A 21159-nucleotide genomic window follows, 5' to 3' on the forward strand; every position below is an offset into this window, starting at 1 on the left:
AGAAATAACAAACAAATGCTGTCCGTAGGATTCACCTAAAAGTATTTTGTGCCGCGTTATTCGTCATTCACTGGGGTAAACCCAGCATCAATCCTCATGCCTCGCCCACAAGGATGTGGGTGCTTATGTTCAGTCTGGAACAATGAACATGTGCCCAAAATCCTTTTAGATTGAACAAAATTTGAACCACAAAGATCAACAGACCCTAGTAATTTAGCGAGTGCTAAGCCCTAGCCACCAACGATAGCTAATAAGATACCCGCGGCAACCGCTGAACCTAATACGCCAGCAACGTTTGGTCCCATCGCATGCATTAACAAGAAGTTATGAGGATTAGCTTCTAATCCGACCTTGTTGGCAACACGCGCTGCCATAGGTACAGCTGAGACACCTGCCGCGCCAACCAGTGGATTAATAGGTGTTTTAGAAAACTTACCTAATACTTTAGCCATCATTACGCCAGATGCCGTACCGATACTAAATGCCACCGCACCTAACAGTAAGATACCTAAGGTTTCGACCGTTAAGAATTTATCTGCTGACAATTTCGAACCAACGGCAAGACCTAAGAATATCGTTACGATATTAATCAGTTCATTTTGCGCCGTGTTGCTTAGACGATCAACAACACCAGCTTCTTTCATTAAATTACCTAGACAGAACATACCGACAAGTGGCGTCGCTGCTGGTAAAAATAAAATTGTCATGAACAAAACAGCTAATGGAAACAGCACTTTTTCCTTTTTAGAAACAGGACGCAGTTGCTCCATCACAATTTCACGCTCTTTTTGCGACGTTAATGCTTTCATAATTGGCGGCTGAATAATAGGTACTAACGCCATGTATGAGTATGCAGCTACCGCAATGGCACCTAATAAATCAGGCGCTAAGCGCGAGGCTAGAAATATTGCTGTCGGACCATCGGCACCACCGATAATCGCGATGGCAGAAGCATCTGACAAACTAAATTCAAAACCAGGAATAAAGTTAAGTGCAATAGCGCCAAACAATGTCGCGAAAATACCAAACTGAGCAGCAGCCCCTAAGAACAACATCTTAGGATTTGCAATGAGCGCTCCAAAATCGGTCATCGCGCCAACGCCCATGAAGATAAGTAGCGGGAATACGCCCGTTTCAATACCTACATGATAGACGTACCACAACAACCCACCTTCATCGGTGAAGCCAGCCGCCGGTATGTTTGCCAGTATTGCCCCAAAACCTATTGGCAATAGCAGTAATGGCTCGTAACCTCGTGCAATTGCTAAGTAGAGCAACAAAGCGCCTACAATCATCATGACGATTTGGCCAGGAACGAAATTGGCTAAGCCAGTATCGCCCCACAGTTTCATTAAACCTTCCATCTAAACCTCTACCTAATGACTTAAAGCGTTAATAACGTTTGACCAACGCTAACCGCATCGCCTTCTTTGACACTTAGCTGGCTGACAGTACCGCCGTTAACAACACGTACTTCAGTTTCCATCTTCATGGCTTCGAGAATCATAACGACTTCACCAGCGGCAACTTGCTGACCAGGAGCAACCAAAACTTTAAAGATATTACCCGCAAGTGGTGCTGCTAGTGCTTCACCGCTCGACGCTGCAGGAGCAGCCGCTTGAGTAACAGGTGCTGGCGCAGCATGTGCAATATCGCTAATTTCACCACCCGGCCCGACTTCAACTTGATAAGCTTGACCGTTAACCCGCACGCTATAAGACTCTGTAGCCCCACTTTGTGGCGCAGCAGCAGGCGCGCTGACTTCTGGAGCTACTTCGTTATCTGGGTGTGGTTCAAATGCATCAGGATTATTACGATTTTCTAGGAATTTCAATCCGATTTGTGGGAATAATGCGTAAGTTAAAACATCATCATCCACGTTGTCGCTTAAATCGAATCCTTTTTCTTTCGCTAACGCTTGTAAATCAACCGATAAGGCTTCAAATTCATCTTCTAATACATCGGCTGGACGACAGGTAATTTCTTGTGCGCCATCTAATACACGCGCTTGTAGCTCGGCATTTTTAGGGGCAGCAGTTGCGCCATATTCACCTTTAAGAACACCAGCGGTTTCTTTAGTAATGCTTTTGTAACGCTCGCCAGTTAATACGTTTAATACAGCTTGCGTACCAACGATTTGAGATGTTGGAGTTACTAATGGAATAAAACCAAGATCTTCACGCACTTTAGGGATTTCAAGTAATACTTCATCCATACGATCGCCAGCGCCCTGCTCTTTAAGCTGGTTTTCCATGTTAGTTAACATGCCGCCAGGTACTTGTGCTAATAGAATTCGAGCATCAACACCACGTAAGCTACCTTCAAACTTGGCGTATTTTTTACGAACATCACGGAAGTAAGCAGCGATTTCTTCAAGTAATACTAAATCTAATCCAGTATCAAACTCAGTGTCTTGGGTCATTGCGACGACAGTTTCAGTCGCTGTATGACCGTACGTCATACTCATCGATGAAGAAGCGGTATCAAGCATATCAATACCCGCTTCAATCGCTTTTTGATAAGTGGCCGTTGATAAACCAGTCGTCGCGTGACATTGCATTGCAATTGGTAAATCAACAGTACTTTTAAGATTAGTAATCAATTCATGAGCTTCGAACGGACGTAATAGACCCGCCATGTCTTTAATACAAATTGATTGTGCGCCCATATCTTCAAGGCGTTTGGCCATATCTAACCAAGTTTGCAGGTTATGAACAGGGCTTGTCGTGTACGAAATTGTACCTTGTGCATGACCGCCCACTTTAACAACGGCTTTAAGCGCAGTTTCTAAGTTACGTACATCGTTCATTGCATCGAAAACACGGAATACATCAACGCCGTTTTCATGAGCACGTTCAACAAACTTAGTAACAACATCATCAGCATAGTGACGATAGCCTAGTAGGTTCTGACCGCGTAAAAGCATTTGTTGCGGCGTATTCGGCATTGCCTTTTTAAGCTCACGAATACGGTGCCAAGGATCTTCACCTAAATAACGAATACACGAATCAAACGTTGCTCCGCCCCAAGTTTCGAGTGACCAAAAACCAACTTTGTCGAGTTTCTCAGCAATAGGCAACATATCTTCCAAACGAAAACGTGTTGCCAACAATGATTGATGTGCGTCGCGTAATACAACGTCGGTTAAAGCAAGAGGTTTAGACATAACAATTCCTATTTCTAGCGAAGTAACTATTTGTTTGAGTTAGATTGACGATATTGATGAACTGCACCGCTTATCGCGGCGACAATGTTATTATCAATACCCTGTTGTGGTGCTGGTTTAGCCTGAGGAGTCGCCTCAACATCTCCGCCAGCAAAACGCTCTAGCAATTTAATCGCTACAACTAGTATGCTTAAAAACGTAAATACACATACCATACCCAACAACATAATGTTGGCAGCGGTAGACAATGCTTGTGTAATATCCATAACAGTTTTTCACCTCAAACAATTTAAACGGTCATTTGAATTTAAAGTTAAAAAATCAACTAAATAGTCAACCGATAAGCATTAAAATTCATTTTCGTGACTAAAACAAACGTAATTAACAATTAATTTACGAATGCAAAACTTTGACGACACATTTATACCTGTGCTTTAAACCAGATGCAATAGCAATTGGCATGACAACTTTACCACCACAACATTGATTAATAACCATTACTAATCAATGAGTTAATAATAAATCAGTATTTATTAACAAAAAGCGATGTTACCATAATGTAAACAAGTTCAGGTTTACCTTAAGGTAAACTTAAACAATATATAACAAGGAGTTTTGTCAGGTACAACATGATGAAGTTTTCGATATAAATCGCAGATTCAATAAGATATGTTGTTTAGTAAGGCAACTCCGTAAGATCAAATAGCACGATATTCAAACATTAATACCAAGAATAAAAGCTTACCTAAACGTCAACTTGGTGTTTTTAGTTCTTTTTGAAACAAATAATAATAATTAGATTTTTTTGTTATTTAGCTAAGAATTTCTTCTTTCAAGAGAAGACGTTAGCGAAAAGTACCATATTTAATACGCTCAAGAAAAATGAGAAACTTACTAGTCATCAAATGACGAATGCATTGTTATACATTCGTTAAAGCCGTAAATACTCATCAAATCGTTGGAAATAGATCTTAGAGCTCAATAACATGAACCATTATTTAACGCCCGTTGATAATAGTGAGAAAACAACGATAGGCAGTTTCGTATACACATAAGCATGACGAATGCTCAACGGCACTCTGAATATAACTAGTACCAATTCTATTAACTAGGTGATCTTATTGGGCTATGAAATAATTAGACAGTACTAGGGTCTGTTGATCTTTTGAGTTCATTTTTGCAGCAATTTGTTTGGGGTTTCTACAAGGCAGAGCCTATGTGGTGTAGCTGGCTACACGAATAGGCGATAACGCCGTAGAAATAACAAACAAATGCTGTCCGTAGGATTCACCTAAAAGTATTTTGTGCTGCGTTATTCGTCATTCACTGGGGTAAACCCAGCATCAATCCTCATGCCTTGCCCAAACTCCTTTTAGATTGAACAAAATTTGAACCACAAAGATCAACAGACCCTAGGAACCCACAAGAATAATAGCTAGCGATTGGGATTAAAAGCAGTGTAGTAATTGTTGTTGATAGCACGCTCAGGTTGTCAGTTATACCAATTGCATTAAATATTTGCCCACTTGTACTTGTTAAAATTAACTAAAATGGCGTTGCTCTCAATCCTAATAGCCAGCTATTAGTCAATCGAGCGCCTTGTTTTAGCTGATTTTCTCTACGCGCAACAAGATCACTTACTTAATGCAATTGGTATTATTAATTGGCATTGATAAAAGTCTTCACGATTTATCAAATATGGAAATATGGAAATATGGAAATATGGAAATATGGAAATATGGAAATATGGAAATATGGAAATATGGAAATATGGAAATATGGAAATATGGAAATATGGAAAATTATAGAACGAATTATATAAATGAAAATATATAGTTTAGGAAGTATAAATCTAGAACAATAAAAGAAAGGAGTGGCGCGCATGGAAGGAGTCGAACCTCCGACCGCCTGGTTCGTAGCCAGGTACTCTATCCAGCTGAGCTACATGCGCGCAACAATTTCGAAGTAAGAATGGCGCGCATGGAAGGAGTCGAACCTCCGACCGCCTGGTTCGTAGCCAGGTACTCTATCCAGCTGAGCTACATGCGCGCATCTTATATCTAACAACGATTGGTCAATCGCTCCGTTTATTCTAAATAATAAAAAAGTAAAGTGGCGCGCATGGAAGGAGTCGAACCTCCGACCGCCTGGTTCGTAGCCAGGTACTCTATCCAGCTGAGCTACATGCGCATTATACTTTGCTATCTATTATAAATAATAAATGGCGGAGAAGGAGGGATTCGAACCCTCGATGGGATTTAAAGCCCATACTCCCTTAGCAGGGGAGCGCCTTCGGCCACTCGGCCACCTCTCCGGTATGCGGCGTATAATACTGGGTCGCGAAAATAAGTCAAACAGTTTTTATGGGAAACATTGATGAGTGCAGCGTTTTTAAACAAATGGTCTAAATATAAGACACATCGCTATATTAGCAGGTGAAATAACCATCATAAATCTAGAATAAGATTAAAATAAGAAGTGAAGAAAGAAACGAAAAACAAAATTTTGGCAAAAAAATGGAAGCATAAATGCTTCCATTATCCATCGATGATTACATCACGCCATCATCAGATGATTTTTCTTGCTGAATACGCTGATAAATTTCTTCGCGGTGAACAGCTACTTCTTTTGGTGCGTTTACACCGATGCGTACTTGATTACCCTTAACACCTAGAACGGTAACAGTAACTTCATCACCAACCATTAAAGTTTCACCAACACGGCGAGTTAAAATTAACATAGTTTACTCCTGTAAATTGATTCCGATTGACCCCGGATTATTAAATCAAACGATGAACAATGTCATCGCCTAGTTCAATTATATATCTAGATTGAAATTTGATGCGGACTTTTTTTAAAAAAAGTCTAAATATATTCAACATTGCTTCATTTTTAAACACTTCATCACAAATCTAAACTAACTGCTTATAATCGTGAAGGTTAGTGATAATAAAACTGTAACAGATATTAAATCATATGTCCTAAAACTAAGAACAAACTACAACAAGTCCAAAGTTACTTCATTAGCGACAATATAGTAGACCGAGCAAATGGAATTTTGTTTCCCGTCAGACAAAAAAAAGCCCCGACTATTGTCGAGGCTTCATTAAGAACCAACTAGTTATAGGCGTTCAGTTAACCAAGCATTCACGCTTTCAAGCGCACTTGGTAATGCTGCTGCATCACTGCCGCCAGCCATAGCCATGTCAGGACGACCACCGCCCTTACCGCCAACTTGTTGCGCGACCATGTTAACCAACTCACCCGCTTTAACTTTGCCAATTAAATCTTTAGTGACACCAGCGACCAAACTTACTTTAGCGCCATCTGCGGCGCCAACAACAACAATACCGCTGCCAAGTTTATTTTTCAGTTCATCAACAGAACCACGTAATGTCTTAGTATCTACGCCATCAAGTTGCGCAACTAATACCTTGTTACCTGCAATTTCAATTACGTTATCGATTAAGTTAGCGCCCTGCTGACTCGCTAGTTGTGCTTTTAACTCGTTTACTAACTTATCTAGTTGCTTGTTCTTATCAACTAACGCTTGTGCTTTATCTAAAAGATTCACGCTATCAGCTTTTAGTACGTTAGCTGCCGCAGCTAATTTAGTTTCTTGCATTTGCACAGCTTCAACTGCGTAATTACCAGTAACAGCTTCAATACGACGAACACCTGCCGCGATGCCAGCTTCAGAGGTAATTTTGAATAAACCAATATCACCAGTATTTGTTACGTGAGTACCACCACATAGCTCAACTGATAGTTCACCCATGCTAACAACACGTACATCACTATCGTATTTCTCGCCAAATAATGCCATTGCACCAGCTTCTTTAGCTGCGTCTAAGCCCATTTCACGTGTTTGTACTGGAACGTTAAGACGAATATGATCGTTAACCATACGCTCTACTTCAGCCAATTGGTCTGCAGTAACACCTTCAAAGTGAGAGAAGTCAAAACGCAGTTTATCAGCTTCAACCAATGAACCTTTCTGCGTCACGTGCTCGCCAAGTTCACGGCGTAAAATTGCGTGCAAGATATGAGTTACAGAGTGATTTAATGCGATATCGTTACGACGCTTAACATCGATTTGCGTCGTTGCAGCACTTGCTTTATTAATAGCACCAGAAACAACCACACCACGATGACCAAAAACTTTACCGATTTTTACCGTGTCTTCAACATTGAATACACCGTCGCTTGTAGTAATGGTACCAGTATCACCAACTTGACCACCTGATTCTGCGTAAAACGCCGACTCGTCTAACACGATAATTGCTTGTTGATCTGCCGCAACGCTGTCAGTTTCTTCACCAGCAACCACAATGGCATTAACCACTGATTGGTTGGTGTTTTCGCTATAACCTAAGAAAGCCGTTTCGCCGTCTAACTTCACTTGGTCGTTGTAATCAACATCAAAGTTACTAGCTTGCTGAGCACGTTTACGCTGAGCTGCCATCGCCTGTTCAAAACCTTCTTGATCAATTTCTAGGTCGCGTTCACGAGCAATATCAGCTGTTAAATCAGCAGGGAAACCGTAAGTATCGTAAAGTTTAAATACTAATTCACCGTCAATAACCTTACCTGACTGTGCTTTTAACGCTTCATCTAAGATCATCAAACCGCGATCAAGTGTGCGAGCAAATTGCTCTTCTTCTGCTTTTAATAGCTTAACAATGATTGCTTTGTTCTTTGCTAACTCTGGGTAAGCGTCGCCCATCTGAACAATCAGCTCATCAAGTAATTTATAGAAGAACAAGCCATCAGCGCCCATGCTATTACCATGACGAACAGCACGGCGGATAATACGGCGTAATACGTAACCACGACCTTCATTTGACGGCATAACACCATCGCTAATCAAGAATGAACATGAACGGATGTGATCGGCAATTACACGTAATGATTTATTTGTTAAATCATTAGTACCAATAATTTTCGCTGCCGCAGAAATCAAACCTTGGAAGATATCGATTTCATAGTTTGAGTGAACGCCTTGCATGATTGCCGCAATACGCTCTAAACCCATACCAGTATCTACAGATGGTTTTGGTAAATCTTCCATCGTGCCATCGCTTTGGCGATTGAACTGCATGAATACAAGGTTCCAAATTTCGATGTAACGATCGCCATCTTCTTCTGGTGTTCCAGGAGGTCCACCGGCAACATCTTCACCGTGATCAAAGAAGATCTCAGTACAAGGACCACAAGGGCCTGTGTCACCCATCGACCAGAAGTTATCTTTAGCGCCAATACGCGATAAACGATCTGGATCTACGCCAATCTCGTTAATCCAAATTTCTTCTGCTTCACGATCTTCTTCAAATACGGTTACCCATAACTTTTCTTTTGGCAGGTTTAATTCAACCGTTAAAAAGTGCCATGCAAAGTTAATTGCTTCTTTTTTGAAGTAATCACCGAAGCTAAAGTTACCTAGCATTTCAAAGAATGTATGGTGACGGGCTGTGTAGCCAACGTTTTCTAAATCGTTATGTTTACCACCAGCACGAACACAACGCTGTGAAGACGTTGCACGGTTATAGTCACGTTTGTCGCTGCCAATAAAAACATCTTTAAATGGCACCATGCCGGCGTTTGTAAATAATAATGTGGCATCGGTGCCGGGAATTAATGAGCTGCTATCAACAACCTGATGTTGCTGCTTTTGATAATACGCTAAAAACGCGTTTCTAATTTCTGCGGTTGTCATGTGCATAGCCATTTCCTGAACTGCTTCACTAAAATAAAAATATCGCACATTATAAGGTCACATCAGCCCAATGAGCCAGTAATAACCTTAAATTTTGTCGAGTTTTTCATAAAATAAACGAGGAAATGATAGTTGTTCTTAACAACGAAGGAGTGCGGTGTAGATTCTTTAGTGATTAATACCATTACATTAAATATTTGCCCACTTGTACTTGTTAAAATTAACTAAAATGGCGTTGCTCTCAATCCTAATAGCCAGCTATTAGTCAATCGAGCGCCTTGTTTTAGCTGATTTTCTCTACGCACAACAAGATCACTTACTTAATGCAATTGGTATAATTTGAGAGCAGGTTAATAAAATAGTAAATCTTTGGCAAAAAAATAGCAGCCACATGGCTGCTATTTTTCTATCAATAATGGCTTAGGTAGCCAACATCGAACTTATTCTTCTGGCGCTTCTAATGGCTCTTCATCAGGTTGGTCAGTTGGTTTGATCAATAGTGCATCACGAAGTAGGCCTTCAATTTCTCCAGTAACTTCTGGATTCTCTTTCAAGAAATTAATGCTGTTCGCTTTACCTTGACCAATCTTGCTGCCTTTATAGCTATACCAAGCACCCGCTTTCTCAACTAGCTTTTCTTTAACACCCCAGTCGATTAGCTCGCCGTATTTAGATGTACCTTCACCGTATAGGATTTGGAACTCAGCTTGCTTAAACGGAGGCGAAACTTTGTTCTTAACCACTTTAACGCGAGTTTCATTACCCACAATCTCGTCGCCATTTTTAACCGCGCCAATGCGGCGGATATCCAAGCGAACAGATGCATAGAACTTAAGTGCATTACCACCTGTTGTGGTTTCTGGGTTACCGAACATGACACCAATCTTCATACGAATTTGGTTAATGAAGATACATAACGTGTTAGAACGCTTAATGTTTGCAGTTAACTTACGTAGTGCTTGTGACATCAAACGAGCTTGCAAGCCCATGTGAGAATCACCCATATCACCTTCAATTTCAGCTTTAGGCGTTAACGCAGCTACCGAATCGACAATGATTACATCAACAGCACCAGAGCGCGTTAACATATCTACAATTTCAAGGGCTTGCTCACCAGTATCTGGCTGAGAAACTAACAATGAATTGATATCAACACCAAGCTTAGTCGCGTAAATTGGGTCAAGTGCATGCTCAGCATCAACGAAGGCACATACTTTGCCTTTCTTTTGCGCTTCAGCAATAACTTGTAGCGTTAACGTTGTTTTACCTGATGATTCAGGACCGTAAATTTCAACGATACGTCCCATCGGCAAACCGCCTATGCCTAACGCAACATCCAATCCAAGAGAACCTGTTGAAACCGATTCGATATCCAATGCTTTAGCTTCACCTAAACGCATAATAGAACCTTTACCAAATTGCTTTTCAATTTGACCTAAGGCGGCTTCAAGTGCTTTTGTTTTGTTAGCGTCCATCAATTGCTCCGTAAGAAAATCTGTTACTCAGTTAATGTAAATTAGTATACTGTACAGTCATACAGTATCAAGTTTTTTTTTGCTTAATTTTTTATAAGAATAGGATAACAACTTAAGCCACTGATTTTATGTTATATAAATAACAAAATGAATTTTATGATATACAGTAATAATAAAAACCACTGTATAAGATACACAGTGGTTTAACAGGTTAGTCGCGATAATTGATTTTACGGCGATGAATTCAATAGTTATTTATTGCAAATTATTGGGATTAACTCTTAAGGATTAACTCGGCTGTAATTTGCAGCATTCTAGTTGTTTTTTGTGTTAGCGTAGCAACCGCCACAAAACTAGCAATAGAAATACTGTCAAAGTAACCGTCTTGTTAATTGTTTTAGTAGTGCTGACGGTAAAGATAAAGCTGTACTTCTCGAAGATCATTTCCCCAGTGGCTTCGATAGCTTGTTTCTAAGTGCCATAGGGCATCTGCATCTGAAGTATTTCCGAAATACCACTCTATTTCGATTAAGTCACCAACGATATCGGCGATATCGTCTACAGCATCACCAACGGCAACAGTTTCATTGCTAATTAACAGATTCTTATCGTAGCTGGCCGAATGGTACATCCCTAGCTCTGGGAACTTTGATTCGACCTTGTTTCTGATTTCTTGATACTTACTGGGCGGCGCACTAGGATAATCGTTTTCATCAAATTCATAGGACATTGAGTCTACCAAAATAGGCAAATCATCCAGCTTTTTGAATTAATAACGATAAGTCATTCTCAGATCTTGTATCGCTCAGTACGAAGGAAATGAATTCGTTTAGTTTTTCACGTATATGCATAATTGATGACAGCTTATTCTACGGAAGAAGATGTAAATTTGTTCGCCTTAAGTCCTGCGCAATCTAAATTAAATTGTTCAACATTACAATCAACCAAAAATCAAACATTACCGCTCAATGTTATTCCACTTTTAATGAGCACCAACCCAACTTCAAACCTAACAACCCGTATTATTGCCTTAAGCTACTTTTGGTTTTAAACGCATTCGCGTATCCTTAGCCGGTATTTTAATTTTATAGATTTGATCGTTTTTTATGAGCACGCCAACGTTAACGCCTGAAACTATGTCATCGCATACACCGATGATGCAGCAATATCTCACCATTAAAAATGAACACCCGAATACGTTGGTGTTTTATCGCATGGGAGACTTTTACGAACTGTTTTTTGATGATGCTAAAAAAGCCTCAGAGCTATTGGGAATTACCCTAACAGCGCGTGGAAAAACTGGCGGTAATGCAATTCCGATGGCGGGTATTCCTTATCACTCGGCGGATAACTATTTATTGAAACTGGTGAACCTTGGCGAAAGCGTTGCTATTTGTGAGCAAACTGGCGATCCAGCAACCAGTAAAGGGCCTGTAGAACGTCAGGTTGTACGTATCGTTACGCCGGGTACTATCACTGATGAAGCATTGTTAGGTGATAGAAAAGATAACATTGTTGCCTGTATTTTCGAGCAAAAAAATGTCTTTGGTTTTGCGACGTTAGACATCGCAAGCGGTGAATTTAACATTAGTGAGTTAACGACTACTGAGCAATTTGAGTCTGAACTTCACCGTACTAATCCTGCTGAGATTTTATATTTAGAGCAATGGGATAACCTTGAGCTATTAGGTCAGCGCAGTGGCTTACGCGCGTGTCCAGCGTGGGACTTTGATTTAAGCACCGCCAATGATTTACTTAACCGTCAGTTTAAGACCGACAGTCTCGAAGGCTTTGGTGTTAACAAGGCGAAAGTTGCATTAATTGCTGCTGGCTGTTTAATGCAATATGTGAATGATACGCAGCGTGTAGCACTGCCTCAGATAAGACAAATTAAGTTAACCAATCAAAATAATTGCATTATTTTAGATGCGGCGACTCGTCGTAATCTTGAGTTAACGCAAAACATTAGCGGCGGTTTTGATAACACCTTAATGTCGATTTTAGATAAAACGGCTACTGCGATGGGCTCAAGGCTCTTACAGCGTTGGATCCACCAGCCATCAAGAGATCAACATTTAATCACTCAGCGTCACAACGCCATTGATTCATTGATCAAGCAGCAAAATATAGATCCTATTCACGATATTTTAAAACACGTTGGCGATATAGAGCGTGTGTTAGGACGTATTGCATTAAGATCGGCAAGGCCACGTGATTTTTCAAAATTGCGTCAAGCATTAAGCTTTTTACCAAGCATTCAAAAGCTGCTATTAGAGAACAAACAATGTGACCGATTAATGCAGCTCGCCAAAGAAATTAAAGTGTACCCTGAGCTGCATCAGTTATTAACGGCAGCAGTCGTTGAAAACCCACCATCATTAATTCGTGATGGCGGCGTGATTGCTCCAGGATATAATGCTGAACTTGATGAATGGCGCACCTTAAGTAAAGGCGCTACTGATTATGTTGATCAATTGGAAGAGCGTGAGCGCGAAGCGACCGGATTATCATCACTGAAAGTCGGCTATAACCGAGTTCATGGCTACTATATAGAAATTAGTAAATCACAGGCTGAACAAGCACCAGTGCATTATGTTAGACGCCAAACCCTAAAGAATAATGAGCGCTTTATTATTCCTGAGCTTAAAGCTCACGAAGATAAAGTACTCAATAGCCAAGGCAAAGCGCTGGCGTTAGAAAAAGTGCTCTATGAGCAGTTATTTGATCAACTAATGCCTCAGTTAGCGTTATTGCAAAATACCTCAAGTGCCCTTTCACAACTTGATGTGCTTAATAACTTTGCTCAGCGCGCCTTGGATTTATGCTACCACCGTCCGCGTTTTCATGCTGGCATTGGTATTTCATTGCAAGAATCTCGTCATCCGGTTGTCGAACAAGTCATGGATACGCCATTTATTGCTAACCCAGTCGACTTGTCTAGTGAGCGCCAAATGTTAGTTATCACGGGGCCTAATATGGGTGGTAAGTCGACGTATATGCGCCAAACTTCGCTTATTTGTTTAATGGCTCACATTGGCTCTTTTGTGCCTGCGACCAATGTGTCTATTGGTAGTATTGATAGAATATTTACCCGCATTGGCGCATCAGACGATCTTGCTAGCGGCCGTTCAACCTTTATGGTTGAGATGACAGAAACGGCAAACATCTTACACAACGCCACAGAGCATAGTTTGGTGTTGATGGATGAAATTGGACGTGGTACCAGTACCTTTGATGGTTTGTCACTTGCGTGGGCATCGGCGCACTATTTAGCGACTAAATCAAAATCACTGACTTTGTTCGCTACCCATTATTTTGAGCTGACACAACTGTCAGAGCACTTAAATCAAGTTAAGAACGTGCATTTAGATGCGATTGAACACGATGAGTCTATCGCATTCTTACATCACGTTGCTGATGGCGCGGCCAATAAGAGTTACGGGATACAAGTCGCACAACTTGCAGGTATTCCAAAGGTTGTGACACAAATTGCCAAGGCGAAATTAACAGAGTTGGAGTTAACTGGTCAGCAGACATCTGACGTTTCAATGGCAATGCCGACGATTGTTGAAGATAATGAAAATGAGCAGTTAATTTCAGAGCTTAAAGCATTAAACCCTGACGATTTGTCACCAAAAGAAGCACTTAACTTGCTCTATTCATTAAAGGCTCAAGTTAAATAATGCTTTAAGCTATTTATGATGACGCAATAAAAAAGCCAGTGAAGTTCACTCAATGCCGATCGTTTAAGAGAACTTGAACGATCTTGTAGATAAATCATAATCCCCAGTCTTTGTTAAGATTTGGGGATTTTTTATATGTTCACTCAAGAGTTAGCGTCAGTTTTTGAGTCGTTTGAAAGCACTGATTCATACGGTAATGTGCTAAGTCCTATTGATACTCAATGGATTGAAGAAGCGTTGTTATACCAATTGCATTAAATATTTGCCCACTTGTACTTGTTAAAATTAACTAAAATGGCGTTGCTCTCAATCCTAATAGTCAGCTATTAGTCAATCGAGCGCCTTGTTTTAGCTGATTTTCTCTACGCACAACAAGATCACTTACTTAATGCAATTGGTATAAAATAACCTTGAGAAGTCGTTTTCCACAAGGGGTTAGACAAGAGCTATGGGGCGTGTTGTTAGGCTATAACCTTATTCGACTGGAAATGTCGGCCATCGCTAAAGAAGCCGATGTATCTCCGACAAGGATTAGTTTCACCGCCGCAATTTTCATCATTGATACTCAAATAAGAGCGCTGGCGTTATCATCGAATGGGACGATACCAAAGAAACTACAACTGATGAGGAAAGATGTGAAACATTTTGTCCTACCGGACAAGCGAAAGCACCGAACGTTTTCACGTTCAGTGCTTTACATTCCATCTCGGTATCCGTTGAGATACAAGCCTAAGAAAGCTTAACCGAATGGCATTAAGTGAAGTTCACTGGCTTTTATGTTTTGAGAGCTGTACTGAGTTTGTTATCTGTTTTATGTTCCCGCTGGAAACAAGGTTTCAATTGATAACCCTTGGCTCTTCATAATATCTTGCATGCGTTTTAACGCTTCAACTTGAATTTGACGAACACGTTCACGTGTTAAACCAATTTCACGACCAACCACTTCAAGCGTTGATGGTTCATGTCCTAATAATCCAAAACGACGGGCTAACACTTCACGCTGCTTGGTATTAAGTTCATTTAACCAACGTACTAGGCTGTCGTTGATATCATCTTTCATCGTTGTGGGCTCTGGTGAATAATGATCACCTGCCGATACGATATCTAATAAACCTTTTTCGTTAGCGCCACTGATAGGTGAGTCAACCGACGACACTTTTTCATTGAGCTTAAGCATTTTGCTCACATAGCCCACTGGCTTATCTAGCTTGTGTGCAATATTTTCTGCCGTTGGCTCATGATCAAGCTCTTGTGCTAATTCACGTGCAGTACGCAGGTAAATGTTAAGCTCTTTAACGACGTGAATTGGTAAGCGAATTGTACGCGTTTGATTCATGATCGCACGTTCAATTGTTTGACGGATCCACCAAGTAGCATAGGTTGAGAATCTAAATCCACGTTCTGGGTCAAATTTTTCAACCGCACGAATTAGACCTAAATTACCTTCTTCAACTAGGTCAAGTAGTGCAAGTCCGCGATTTAAATATCGACGTGAAATTTTTACGACAAGTCTTAAGTTGCTCTCAATCATGCGTCGTCTCGCAGCCGCATCACCTCGTAGTGATAAGCGCGAGTAATATACTTCTTCTTCGGCTGTTAAGAGTGGTGAGAAACCAATTTCACTCAAATAGATTTGAGTGGCATCCAAATGGTTTGATTTTTCAGTTTCAACTGTTTGTGCAGTTGTAGTTACTGTTTTACGTCCCATAATATTCTCCCTGATAGCTAACAATGACACCGCATTGAAAAAGCGCATAATTAAATGAGTTATCGTTTGGGAAGATAATTTTTCGGATTAACTGATTTACCGCGGAACCGAATTTCAAAATGAAGTTGAACACGTTCTGACTCGGTGTTCCCCATTTTAGCAATAATTTGACCTTGCTTAATTCGTTGTTTTTCCTTGACAAAAATTGAATCATTGTGCGCATACGCACTTAAGTAATTATCGTTATGCTTGATAATAATCAAGTTTCCATAACCTCTTAAGGCATCGCCAGCATAAACAACCTTGCCCGCAGCAGAAGCGACTACATTGCTTCCCTTTAATCCTGCTATATCTATCCCTTTGTTTCCCTGCTTAGTCGCAGAGTACGCCGATACTACACGCCCTTTCGCTGGCCAAATCCATTTTGAGATCTTTTTAGCGTAGTTACTTTTCTTTTTAACAGATGGAAAAACTTTTACGTTTTTCGTCTGCTTGTTTGTAGAGCGCTTTGGCTTAATTACATTTTTAGAATACGTGTCTTTATTTTGACGATCAAGCTTTTTTTGCCATTTTTTTGACACTCCGGTTTTTTTGACTATCTTAATAGGTGGTTTTTTATTAACCAGACTTAATGTCTTTCCGGGGTAGATAATATAGGGAGGTTTTATGTTGTTAATTCTTGAGAGTTCTTTTGCAGACATTCCCGCAGCGAACGCAATTGAGTAAAGGGTGTCTCCTTTTTTAACTTTATATTTTTTTCCGCTTAACTTGATTGGATATTTTGCAGCATTCTTAGATGTTGAAATAGAAGAAACAGGAGCTGGACCTGTCGGCGTGGTACAACTTGCCACAGTCAAAATGATGACAGTTGCTAAAAATATCCTTATTCCACACCAACCTAGCTTCATTATTTTACATCTTCAGGACAATGACAGCGATAATGATGATGGCAACGACACTCCAGCCAATGCGATCAACATAAATTTTGAGTTTTTCTTCCATTGCCTCTCCACCCCAGCGCATTAATCCTGCGACTAAGAAAAATCTTAGCCCTCGTCCAATAAACGATACCAGGACAAAGGGTAAAAATGCCATCGACATTACACCCGCTGTTATTGTAAAGACTTTATAAGGAACAGGAGTAAAGCTGGCGATAAAGATCACCCAAATACCATATTCACTGAACCATGACTCTGCGGTCTTTAATTTATCTTGATAACCAACGGACTCAACAATTGGTAATACAACACTATCAAATAAGGCATATCCAAGGTAATAGCCAACCACACCGCCGATTACTGAAAATACGGTGGCTAAAAATGCGTAATACCAAGCAGACTTAGGCCGTGCTAACGCCATAGGGGCAAGCATGACATCCACGGGAATTGGAAAAAAAACAGATTCTGCAAAGCTCATAAAGCTTAAATAGTAACTTGAGTATTTGTGCCTAGCGGCTTTCATGGTCCACTCATACATCGCACTAAAAATTTTCAACTAAGGTCTCCAGCTAATAAAGGTACAAATTTAACGGCTTCGACTTTCTGTTGGGTAAAGCGTTCACCTTCTCGATTGATGATTAACAATGTTTGTGTTACATCACCAACGGGAATTATAAGCTGTCCACCATCAACCAATTGTTGCAATAAGTCAACTGGCACTTCTGATGGCGCAGCTGTCACCATAATTGCGTCATAAGGCCCTTTAGAGGCCCATCCTTGCCAGCCATCACCATGTTTCATAGAGACATTATGTAAATCAACGGAACGTAACCTTCTAGTAGCAACTCGTTGTAGCGCTTTAATCCGCTCAACAGAAAATACGTGGCCGACAAGCTGCGCTAAAATTGCACACTGATAGCCCGAACCAGTACCAATTTCTAACACTTTATCTACAGGCCCTTTTGCCAATAACAACTGAGTCATCTTTGCAACTATATAGGGTTGAGAAATGGTTTGCCCATGGCCAATAGGTAAAGCAGTATTTTCATACGCTTTGTATTCCAATGCTTGATCGATGAATAACTGACGTGGTGTGGCAGCAATAGCCGCTAAAACATTAGGATCTGTAATGCCCTCTTGTTTTAGACGCTGTGCCAATCTCTGACCATGTAGCGTCGTTGTCGCTAAGATATTGCTCATATCTGCTGGGCCCATTGGTTTAGCTTTTCCAATCTGTGATGTGCTGTTAAGTCTACGGTCAATGGTGTTATTGAAACATAACCGTTCGCTATTGCGTGGAAATCTGTTCCCTCACCAGCATCATCAGCCTTAGCTAATGGCCCAACCCAATAGATATCTCTTCCACCAGGATCTTGAGTTTTAATCATTGAGGTCGCTCGATGGCGTGCGCCAAGCCGCGTTACTTTAATTCCTTTGATTTGCTCAAGTGGTAAGTCAGGCACATTCACATTAAGAATTTGATTCGCTGGTAATGGACAGTCACGTAATTGATGAACTATCTTTGCGGCATAGACACCAGCAGTTTCGTAATGGATTAATTCTTTGCTAGCTAACGATACCGCCACTGATGGAAGCCCCATGTAACGACCTTCCATGGCGGCAGCAACAGTACCAGAATAGATGACATCATCACCTAGGTTCCCACCAGCGTTTATGCCAGTTACAACTAACTGCGGATCTTCTTCACACAGCATATTAATGGCTAGGTGAACACAATCAGTTGGTGTGCCATTGACGGCAATAAAACCGTTTTCCATGGTTGTTGTACGAAGCGGATTAGTTAAGGTTAACGAGCTACTTGCAGCACTACAATTACGATCAGGTGCAACGACAATAATGCTATCCATACTGTCACTTAACGCGTTGTACAGTGCATGTATTCCCGGCGCATAAACACCATCATCATTACTTATTAAAATATTCAACTATTGTGCTCCTGTTTTATTAACCAAAGATAGGTCAGTAATTTGTGCTAATTCTCGCAATACACTAGTGGCATAACCTCCTGATGGCAATGTAAAATTTAGTTTTAAATCATTATTATCACTCTGCCAAGTCATATTTTGTGGGATCACAATAAGGGCACGCCGCTCTTGTTTTAAACCAAAGTTTTCTAACCCTGTCGCTAACGTTTCATGTTGCCTAACAACCGCTTGTTCCAACAATAATGCATCATTACTACTTTTTATTGACCCGCTACCCCATAATGGCGCACTTAAGGTGATATCACCTTGTTCAAATCGCTCTGCAATATTATTGTCATCTGAATCTGGTTTAAAGGATGCTTTAGTGCCTGCAAGCATAAAGACTTCACCTGATAACGGTGTTTGATGCTTGTTTTGTTCAATTCGTTGACTCACTACATCATTAAATATGAAAGAGCGAGCAGCTGATAACAACATGCCTCTCAAATCTCTATTTTTAACTTTTTGACCAGCAAATAGGTCATTTGCTCGTTCAATATTATCGCCATCAAACCCAAATCGCTGAGCACCAAAGTAATTAGGAACACCGTGTTTTTGAATTGCCTGAAGTCGTTTTTCAACTGCTGGGGATATTGTTAAACCACGAATAATTAATTCGAAACGATTGCCCTTGAGTGCTCCGGTTTTAATCTTTTTATTATGACGAGTTGCATGGAGTACTTTTAATTGAGGCGACTCTAAGTCAGCGACATCAGGCGATTCTTTACCTGGTAAATGAACACTGATTTGTTGTCTGGTAATGCCATAGCGATCTTTTTTACCAGCATAGCCAATTTCACGCTGGGTCACGCCAGCCCAACGTGCAATTAACTTTGCAGCGTAGGCAGAGTTAAGGCCATCTTTTTCTATCTCTAGAACAAGATGTTCACCTTCACCTGACATGTCATATCCAAGATGTTCAAATACTTTGAAATCACAATTTGATGTTTTTATCTGGCCTTGTGCTATTGGCTGACCATGCATGTATTGCCAATGAGGTAATGCCATTAAGATTGCTTCACTAACAAAACAACAGCATCGGTTGCGATGCCTTCTTTACGGCCCACAAAACCTAACTTTTCAGTTGTTGTTGCTTTAACATTTATTTGGGAAATTTCAGCATCGAGATCACTGGCAATAGCCTGTCTCATCGATTCAATATGAGGCGCCATCTTTGGTGCTTGCGCCGCAATAGTAATATCCAAATTCCCCAATTGGTAACCTTGGGCTTTAACCAATCCGTATACGTGACGTAATAAATGTCGTGAATCGACACCTTTATATTCGTCGTCGGTATCAGGAAAATGGTGGCCAATATCGCCCATAGCACACGCACCCAGCAGTGCATCACATAATGCATGCAGTGCAACATCGCCATCAGAATGGGCGATTAGGCCTTCGCTATGCTCTATCGTTACGCCGCCAATAATGACCGGTCCTTGACCACCAAACTTGTGAACGTCATAACCGTGACCAATTCTTATCATGATTTTTCCTGTGATTGATTAATTTTTCCCTGCCCTTGAAGAAATACTTCTGCTAGTTGTAAATCTTCAGGTCGAGTTACTTTGATATTGTCGCTGCGACCATTGAGCATTTTGATTGGCATTTGAGCCCATTCCATTGCAGAAGCCTCATCGGTAACATTAACACCTTGAGCCAGCGCATCTATCATGGTCTGCTTTAGGCGATTAATAGGAAACATTTGCGGCGTTAGTGCGTGATAAAGAAATTCTCTAGATACTGTTGATTCAATAATGCCTTCACTAGTCACACGCTTCATGGTGTCACGAACCAATGAACCGACAATAGCGCCACTTTCCATTGATGCATTATCAATTAATAAATCGATATCTTGTTTGGTTAAACACGGACGTGCAGCATCATGAACTAACACAACGCCATCATCGTCAATGGCATCTAACGCAGCCAATACTGAATCAGCACGCTGTGCGCCTCCGATAACCGCTTTCAGTTTTGGATGTTGCGCAATCGCGAGTTGTTGGAACCATTGATCATCAGCCCCTAATGATACGATGACCATTTTAATTCTTTCATCGGCTAACAATGGTGTCAGTGCATATTCAATGATGGCGATATCATTAATCGTTAGATATTGCTTAGGAGTGTCGCTGCCCATGCGGGCACCAATGCCAGCTGCTGGAACAACAGCGTAAATAGGGTGTGATAACAAAATAGATATGCTCTTTAATTTACTCAACAATCCGATAAAAGGTTTCGCCGTCTTTAATAAGACCTAATTGATTTCGGGCGCGCTCTTCAATAGCATCAAGACCCGTTTTTAAATCGTTAATTTCTTTGTATTGCAGTGCATTTTTTGCAGTTAACGTTTGATTTTCTTTCGTTTGACTGATTATTTCTTGCTTTAATTGCAGGTAATCAGGCCAACTATTTTTACCAAACCACAACCTGTGCTGTAGTAAGCCTAACAATACAATAAGAACGGCAGCGAACCATTTCATGTCTT

General features: G+C 40.7%; 18 protein-coding genes, 4 tRNA genes and 1 pseudogene. 3 read left to right on the plus strand and 20 right to left on the minus strand.

Annotation, left to right across the window (positions count from 1 at the left end; genetic code table 11):
* Positions 1 to 230: 230 nt before the first annotated feature.
* The 11 genes from ACMAZF_RS15105 to ACMAZF_RS15155 all read right to left on the minus strand — a co-directional run bounded on the left by ACMAZF_RS15105 (position 231) and on the right by ACMAZF_RS15155 (position 11087).
* Positions 231 to 1364, minus strand: coding sequence for a sodium ion-translocating decarboxylase subunit beta (locus ACMAZF_RS15105; protein ID WP_435274596.1), 1134 nt, complete (start codon positions 1362 to 1364; stop codon positions 231 to 233).
* Between the two features lie 20 nt (positions 1365 to 1384).
* The gene (gene oadA, locus ACMAZF_RS15110) at positions 1385 to 3166 is read right to left on the minus strand and encodes a sodium-extruding oxaloacetate decarboxylase subunit alpha (protein WP_435274597.1); all 1782 of its coding nucleotides are present in this window, start codon (positions 3164 to 3166) and stop codon (positions 1385 to 1387) included.
* Positions 3167 to 3192: 26 nt separating this feature from the next.
* The gene (locus ACMAZF_RS15115) at positions 3193 to 3432 is read right to left on the minus strand and encodes an OadG family protein (RefSeq protein ID WP_435274598.1); all 240 of its coding nucleotides are present in this window, start codon (positions 3430 to 3432) and stop codon (positions 3193 to 3195) included.
* 1608 nt (positions 3433 to 5040) lie between these two features.
* A tRNA-Arg gene (locus ACMAZF_RS15120) sits at positions 5041 to 5117 on the minus strand.
* A gap of 21 nt (positions 5118 to 5138) precedes the next feature.
* Positions 5139 to 5215, minus strand: a tRNA-Arg gene (locus ACMAZF_RS15125).
* Positions 5216 to 5279: 64 nt separating this feature from the next.
* Positions 5280 to 5356, minus strand: a tRNA-Arg gene (locus ACMAZF_RS15130).
* Between the two features lie 32 nt (positions 5357 to 5388).
* Positions 5389 to 5480, minus strand: a tRNA-Ser gene (locus ACMAZF_RS15135).
* A 237-nt stretch (positions 5481 to 5717) separates the two neighbouring features.
* Complete coding sequence (csrA, locus tag ACMAZF_RS15140) at positions 5718 to 5906, minus strand: carbon storage regulator CsrA (RefSeq protein ID WP_435274599.1); 189 nt, start codon at positions 5904 to 5906, stop codon at positions 5718 to 5720.
* 381 nt (positions 5907 to 6287) lie between these two features.
* The gene (gene alaS / locus ACMAZF_RS15145) at positions 6288 to 8888 is read right to left on the minus strand and encodes an alanine--tRNA ligase (RefSeq protein ID WP_435274600.1); all 2601 of its coding nucleotides are present in this window, start codon (positions 8886 to 8888) and stop codon (positions 6288 to 6290) included.
* Between the two features lie 434 nt (positions 8889 to 9322).
* The gene (recA, locus tag ACMAZF_RS15150) at positions 9323 to 10357 is read right to left on the minus strand and encodes a recombinase RecA (RefSeq protein ID WP_435274601.1); all 1035 of its coding nucleotides are present in this window, start codon (positions 10355 to 10357) and stop codon (positions 9323 to 9325) included.
* A 397-nt stretch (positions 10358 to 10754) separates the two neighbouring features.
* On the minus strand, positions 10755 to 11087 hold the full coding sequence (locus ACMAZF_RS15155; RefSeq protein ID WP_435274602.1) for a DUF5063 domain-containing protein: 333 nt from the start codon (positions 11085 to 11087) through the stop codon (positions 10755 to 10757).
* Between the two features lie 376 nt (positions 11088 to 11463).
* Between ACMAZF_RS15155 and mutS the strand changes: the two genes are divergently transcribed.
* The 3 genes and pseudogenes from mutS to ACMAZF_RS15170 all read left to right on the plus strand — a co-directional run.
* Positions 11464 to 14040, plus strand: coding sequence for a DNA mismatch repair protein MutS (gene mutS / locus ACMAZF_RS15160; RefSeq protein WP_435274603.1), 2577 nt, complete (start codon positions 11464 to 11466; stop codon positions 14038 to 14040).
* Positions 14041 to 14175: 135 nt separating this feature from the next.
* Positions 14176 to 14298 carry a hypothetical protein gene (locus ACMAZF_RS15165; RefSeq protein ID WP_435274604.1) on the plus strand — a complete coding sequence of 41 codons (123 nt, stop codon included), beginning with the start codon at positions 14176 to 14178 and terminating at the stop codon, positions 14296 to 14298.
* A 143-nt stretch (positions 14299 to 14441) separates the two neighbouring features.
* Positions 14442 to 14783 (plus strand): annotated as a pseudogene (locus ACMAZF_RS15170) (IS4 family transposase); the annotation flags it as partial.
* Positions 14784 to 14851: 68 nt separating this feature from the next.
* Here ACMAZF_RS15170 and rpoS read toward each other — a convergent pair.
* Genes rpoS through ftsB form a run of 9 tightly spaced genes read right to left on the minus strand, consistent with a single transcriptional unit; the run spans position 14852 to position 21154 of the window.
* Entirely contained in the window at positions 14852 to 15748 is an 897-nt protein-coding gene (rpoS, locus tag ACMAZF_RS15175; protein WP_435274605.1) for an RNA polymerase sigma factor RpoS, read from the minus strand.
* A 59-nt stretch (positions 15749 to 15807) separates the two neighbouring features.
* Complete coding sequence (locus tag ACMAZF_RS15180; protein WP_435274606.1) at positions 15808 to 16656, minus strand: peptidoglycan DD-metalloendopeptidase family protein; 849 nt, start codon at positions 16654 to 16656, stop codon at positions 15808 to 15810.
* Between the two features lie 4 nt (positions 16657 to 16660).
* Complete coding sequence (locus tag ACMAZF_RS15185) at positions 16661 to 17242, minus strand: YqaA family protein (RefSeq protein ID WP_435274607.1); 582 nt, start codon at positions 17240 to 17242, stop codon at positions 16661 to 16663.
* A complete protein-coding gene (locus ACMAZF_RS15190; protein ID WP_435274608.1) occupies positions 17239 to 17886 on the minus strand; it encodes a protein-L-isoaspartate(D-aspartate) O-methyltransferase in 648 nt (215 codons plus the stop codon). The genes ACMAZF_RS15185 and ACMAZF_RS15190 overlap by 4 nt, the downstream gene beginning before the upstream one ends.
* On the minus strand, positions 17883 to 18632 hold the full coding sequence (gene surE / locus ACMAZF_RS15195; RefSeq protein WP_435274609.1) for a 5'/3'-nucleotidase SurE: 750 nt from the start codon (positions 18630 to 18632) through the stop codon (positions 17883 to 17885). Before surE ends, ACMAZF_RS15190 begins: the two co-directional genes overlap by 4 nt.
* Complete coding sequence (truD, locus tag ACMAZF_RS15200) at positions 18633 to 19679, minus strand: tRNA pseudouridine(13) synthase TruD (protein WP_435274610.1); 1047 nt, start codon at positions 19677 to 19679, stop codon at positions 18633 to 18635.
* Positions 19679 to 20161 (minus strand): 2-C-methyl-D-erythritol 2,4-cyclodiphosphate synthase, encoded by a 483-nt coding sequence (gene ispF, locus ACMAZF_RS15205; protein ID WP_435277260.1) that lies wholly within the window; start codon positions 20159 to 20161, stop codon positions 19679 to 19681. Before ispF ends, truD begins: the two co-directional genes overlap by 1 nt.
* The gene (ispD, locus tag ACMAZF_RS15210) at positions 20155 to 20892 is read right to left on the minus strand and encodes a 2-C-methyl-D-erythritol 4-phosphate cytidylyltransferase (protein WP_435274611.1); all 738 of its coding nucleotides are present in this window, start codon (positions 20890 to 20892) and stop codon (positions 20155 to 20157) included. The genes ispF and ispD overlap by 7 nt, the downstream gene beginning before the upstream one ends.
* Positions 20885 to 21154: a cell division protein FtsB gene (gene ftsB, locus ACMAZF_RS15215; RefSeq protein ID WP_435274612.1), complete on the minus strand. Its 270-nt coding sequence runs from the start codon at positions 21152 to 21154 to the stop codon at positions 20885 to 20887. The genes ispD and ftsB overlap by 8 nt, the downstream gene beginning before the upstream one ends.
* Positions 21155 to 21159: the final 5 nt, after the last annotated feature.

The sequence above is a fragment of the Psychrobium sp. nBUS_13 genome, assembly GCF_051201665.1.
Taxonomy (GTDB): Bacteria; Pseudomonadota; Gammaproteobacteria; order Enterobacterales; family Psychrobiaceae; genus Psychrobium.

Bases quoted from the DNA above. Each gene is read 5' to 3' on its own strand.
- csrA (WP_435274599.1), bottom strand. From the start codon at position 5,906: ATGTTAATTTTAACTCGCCGTGTTGGTGAAACTTTAATGGTTGGTGAT.
- mutS (WP_435274603.1), top strand. From the start codon at position 11,464: ATGAGCACGCCAACGTTAACGCCTGAAACTATGTCATCGCATACACCG.
- ACMAZF_RS15165 (WP_435274604.1), top strand. From the start codon at position 14,176: ATGTTCACTCAAGAGTTAGCGTCAGTTTTTGAGTCGTTTGAAAGCACT.
- truD (WP_435274610.1), bottom strand. From the start codon at position 19,679: ATGGCATTACCTCATTGGCAATACATGCATGGTCAGCCAATAGCACAA.
- alaS (WP_435274600.1), bottom strand. From the start codon at position 8,888: ATGCACATGACAACCGCAGAAATTAGAAACGCGTTTTTAGCGTATTAT.
- ACMAZF_RS15115 (WP_435274598.1), bottom strand. From the start codon at position 3,432: ATGGATATTACACAAGCATTGTCTACCGCTGCCAACATTATGTTGTTG.
- oadA (WP_435274597.1), bottom strand. From the start codon at position 3,166: ATGTCTAAACCTCTTGCTTTAACCGACGTTGTATTACGCGACGCACAT.
- recA (WP_435274601.1), bottom strand. From the start codon at position 10,357: ATGGACGCTAACAAAACAAAAGCACTTGAAGCCGCCTTAGGTCAAATT.
- ftsB (WP_435274612.1), bottom strand. From the start codon at position 21,154: ATGAAATGGTTCGCTGCCGTTCTTATTGTATTGTTAGGCTTACTACAG.
- rpoS (WP_435274605.1), bottom strand. From the start codon at position 15,748: ATGGGACGTAAAACAGTAACTACAACTGCACAAACAGTTGAAACTGAA.
- ACMAZF_RS15155 (WP_435274602.1), bottom strand. From the start codon at position 11,087: ATGTCCTATGAATTTGATGAAAACGATTATCCTAGTGCGCCGCCCAGT.
- ACMAZF_RS15105 (WP_435274596.1), bottom strand. From the start codon at position 1,364: ATGGAAGGTTTAATGAAACTGTGGGGCGATACTGGCTTAGCCAATTTC.
- ACMAZF_RS15190 (WP_435274608.1), bottom strand. From the start codon at position 17,886: ATGAGCAATATCTTAGCGACAACGACGCTACATGGTCAGAGATTGGCA.
- ACMAZF_RS15180 (WP_435274606.1), bottom strand. From the start codon at position 16,656: ATGAAGCTAGGTTGGTGTGGAATAAGGATATTTTTAGCAACTGTCATC.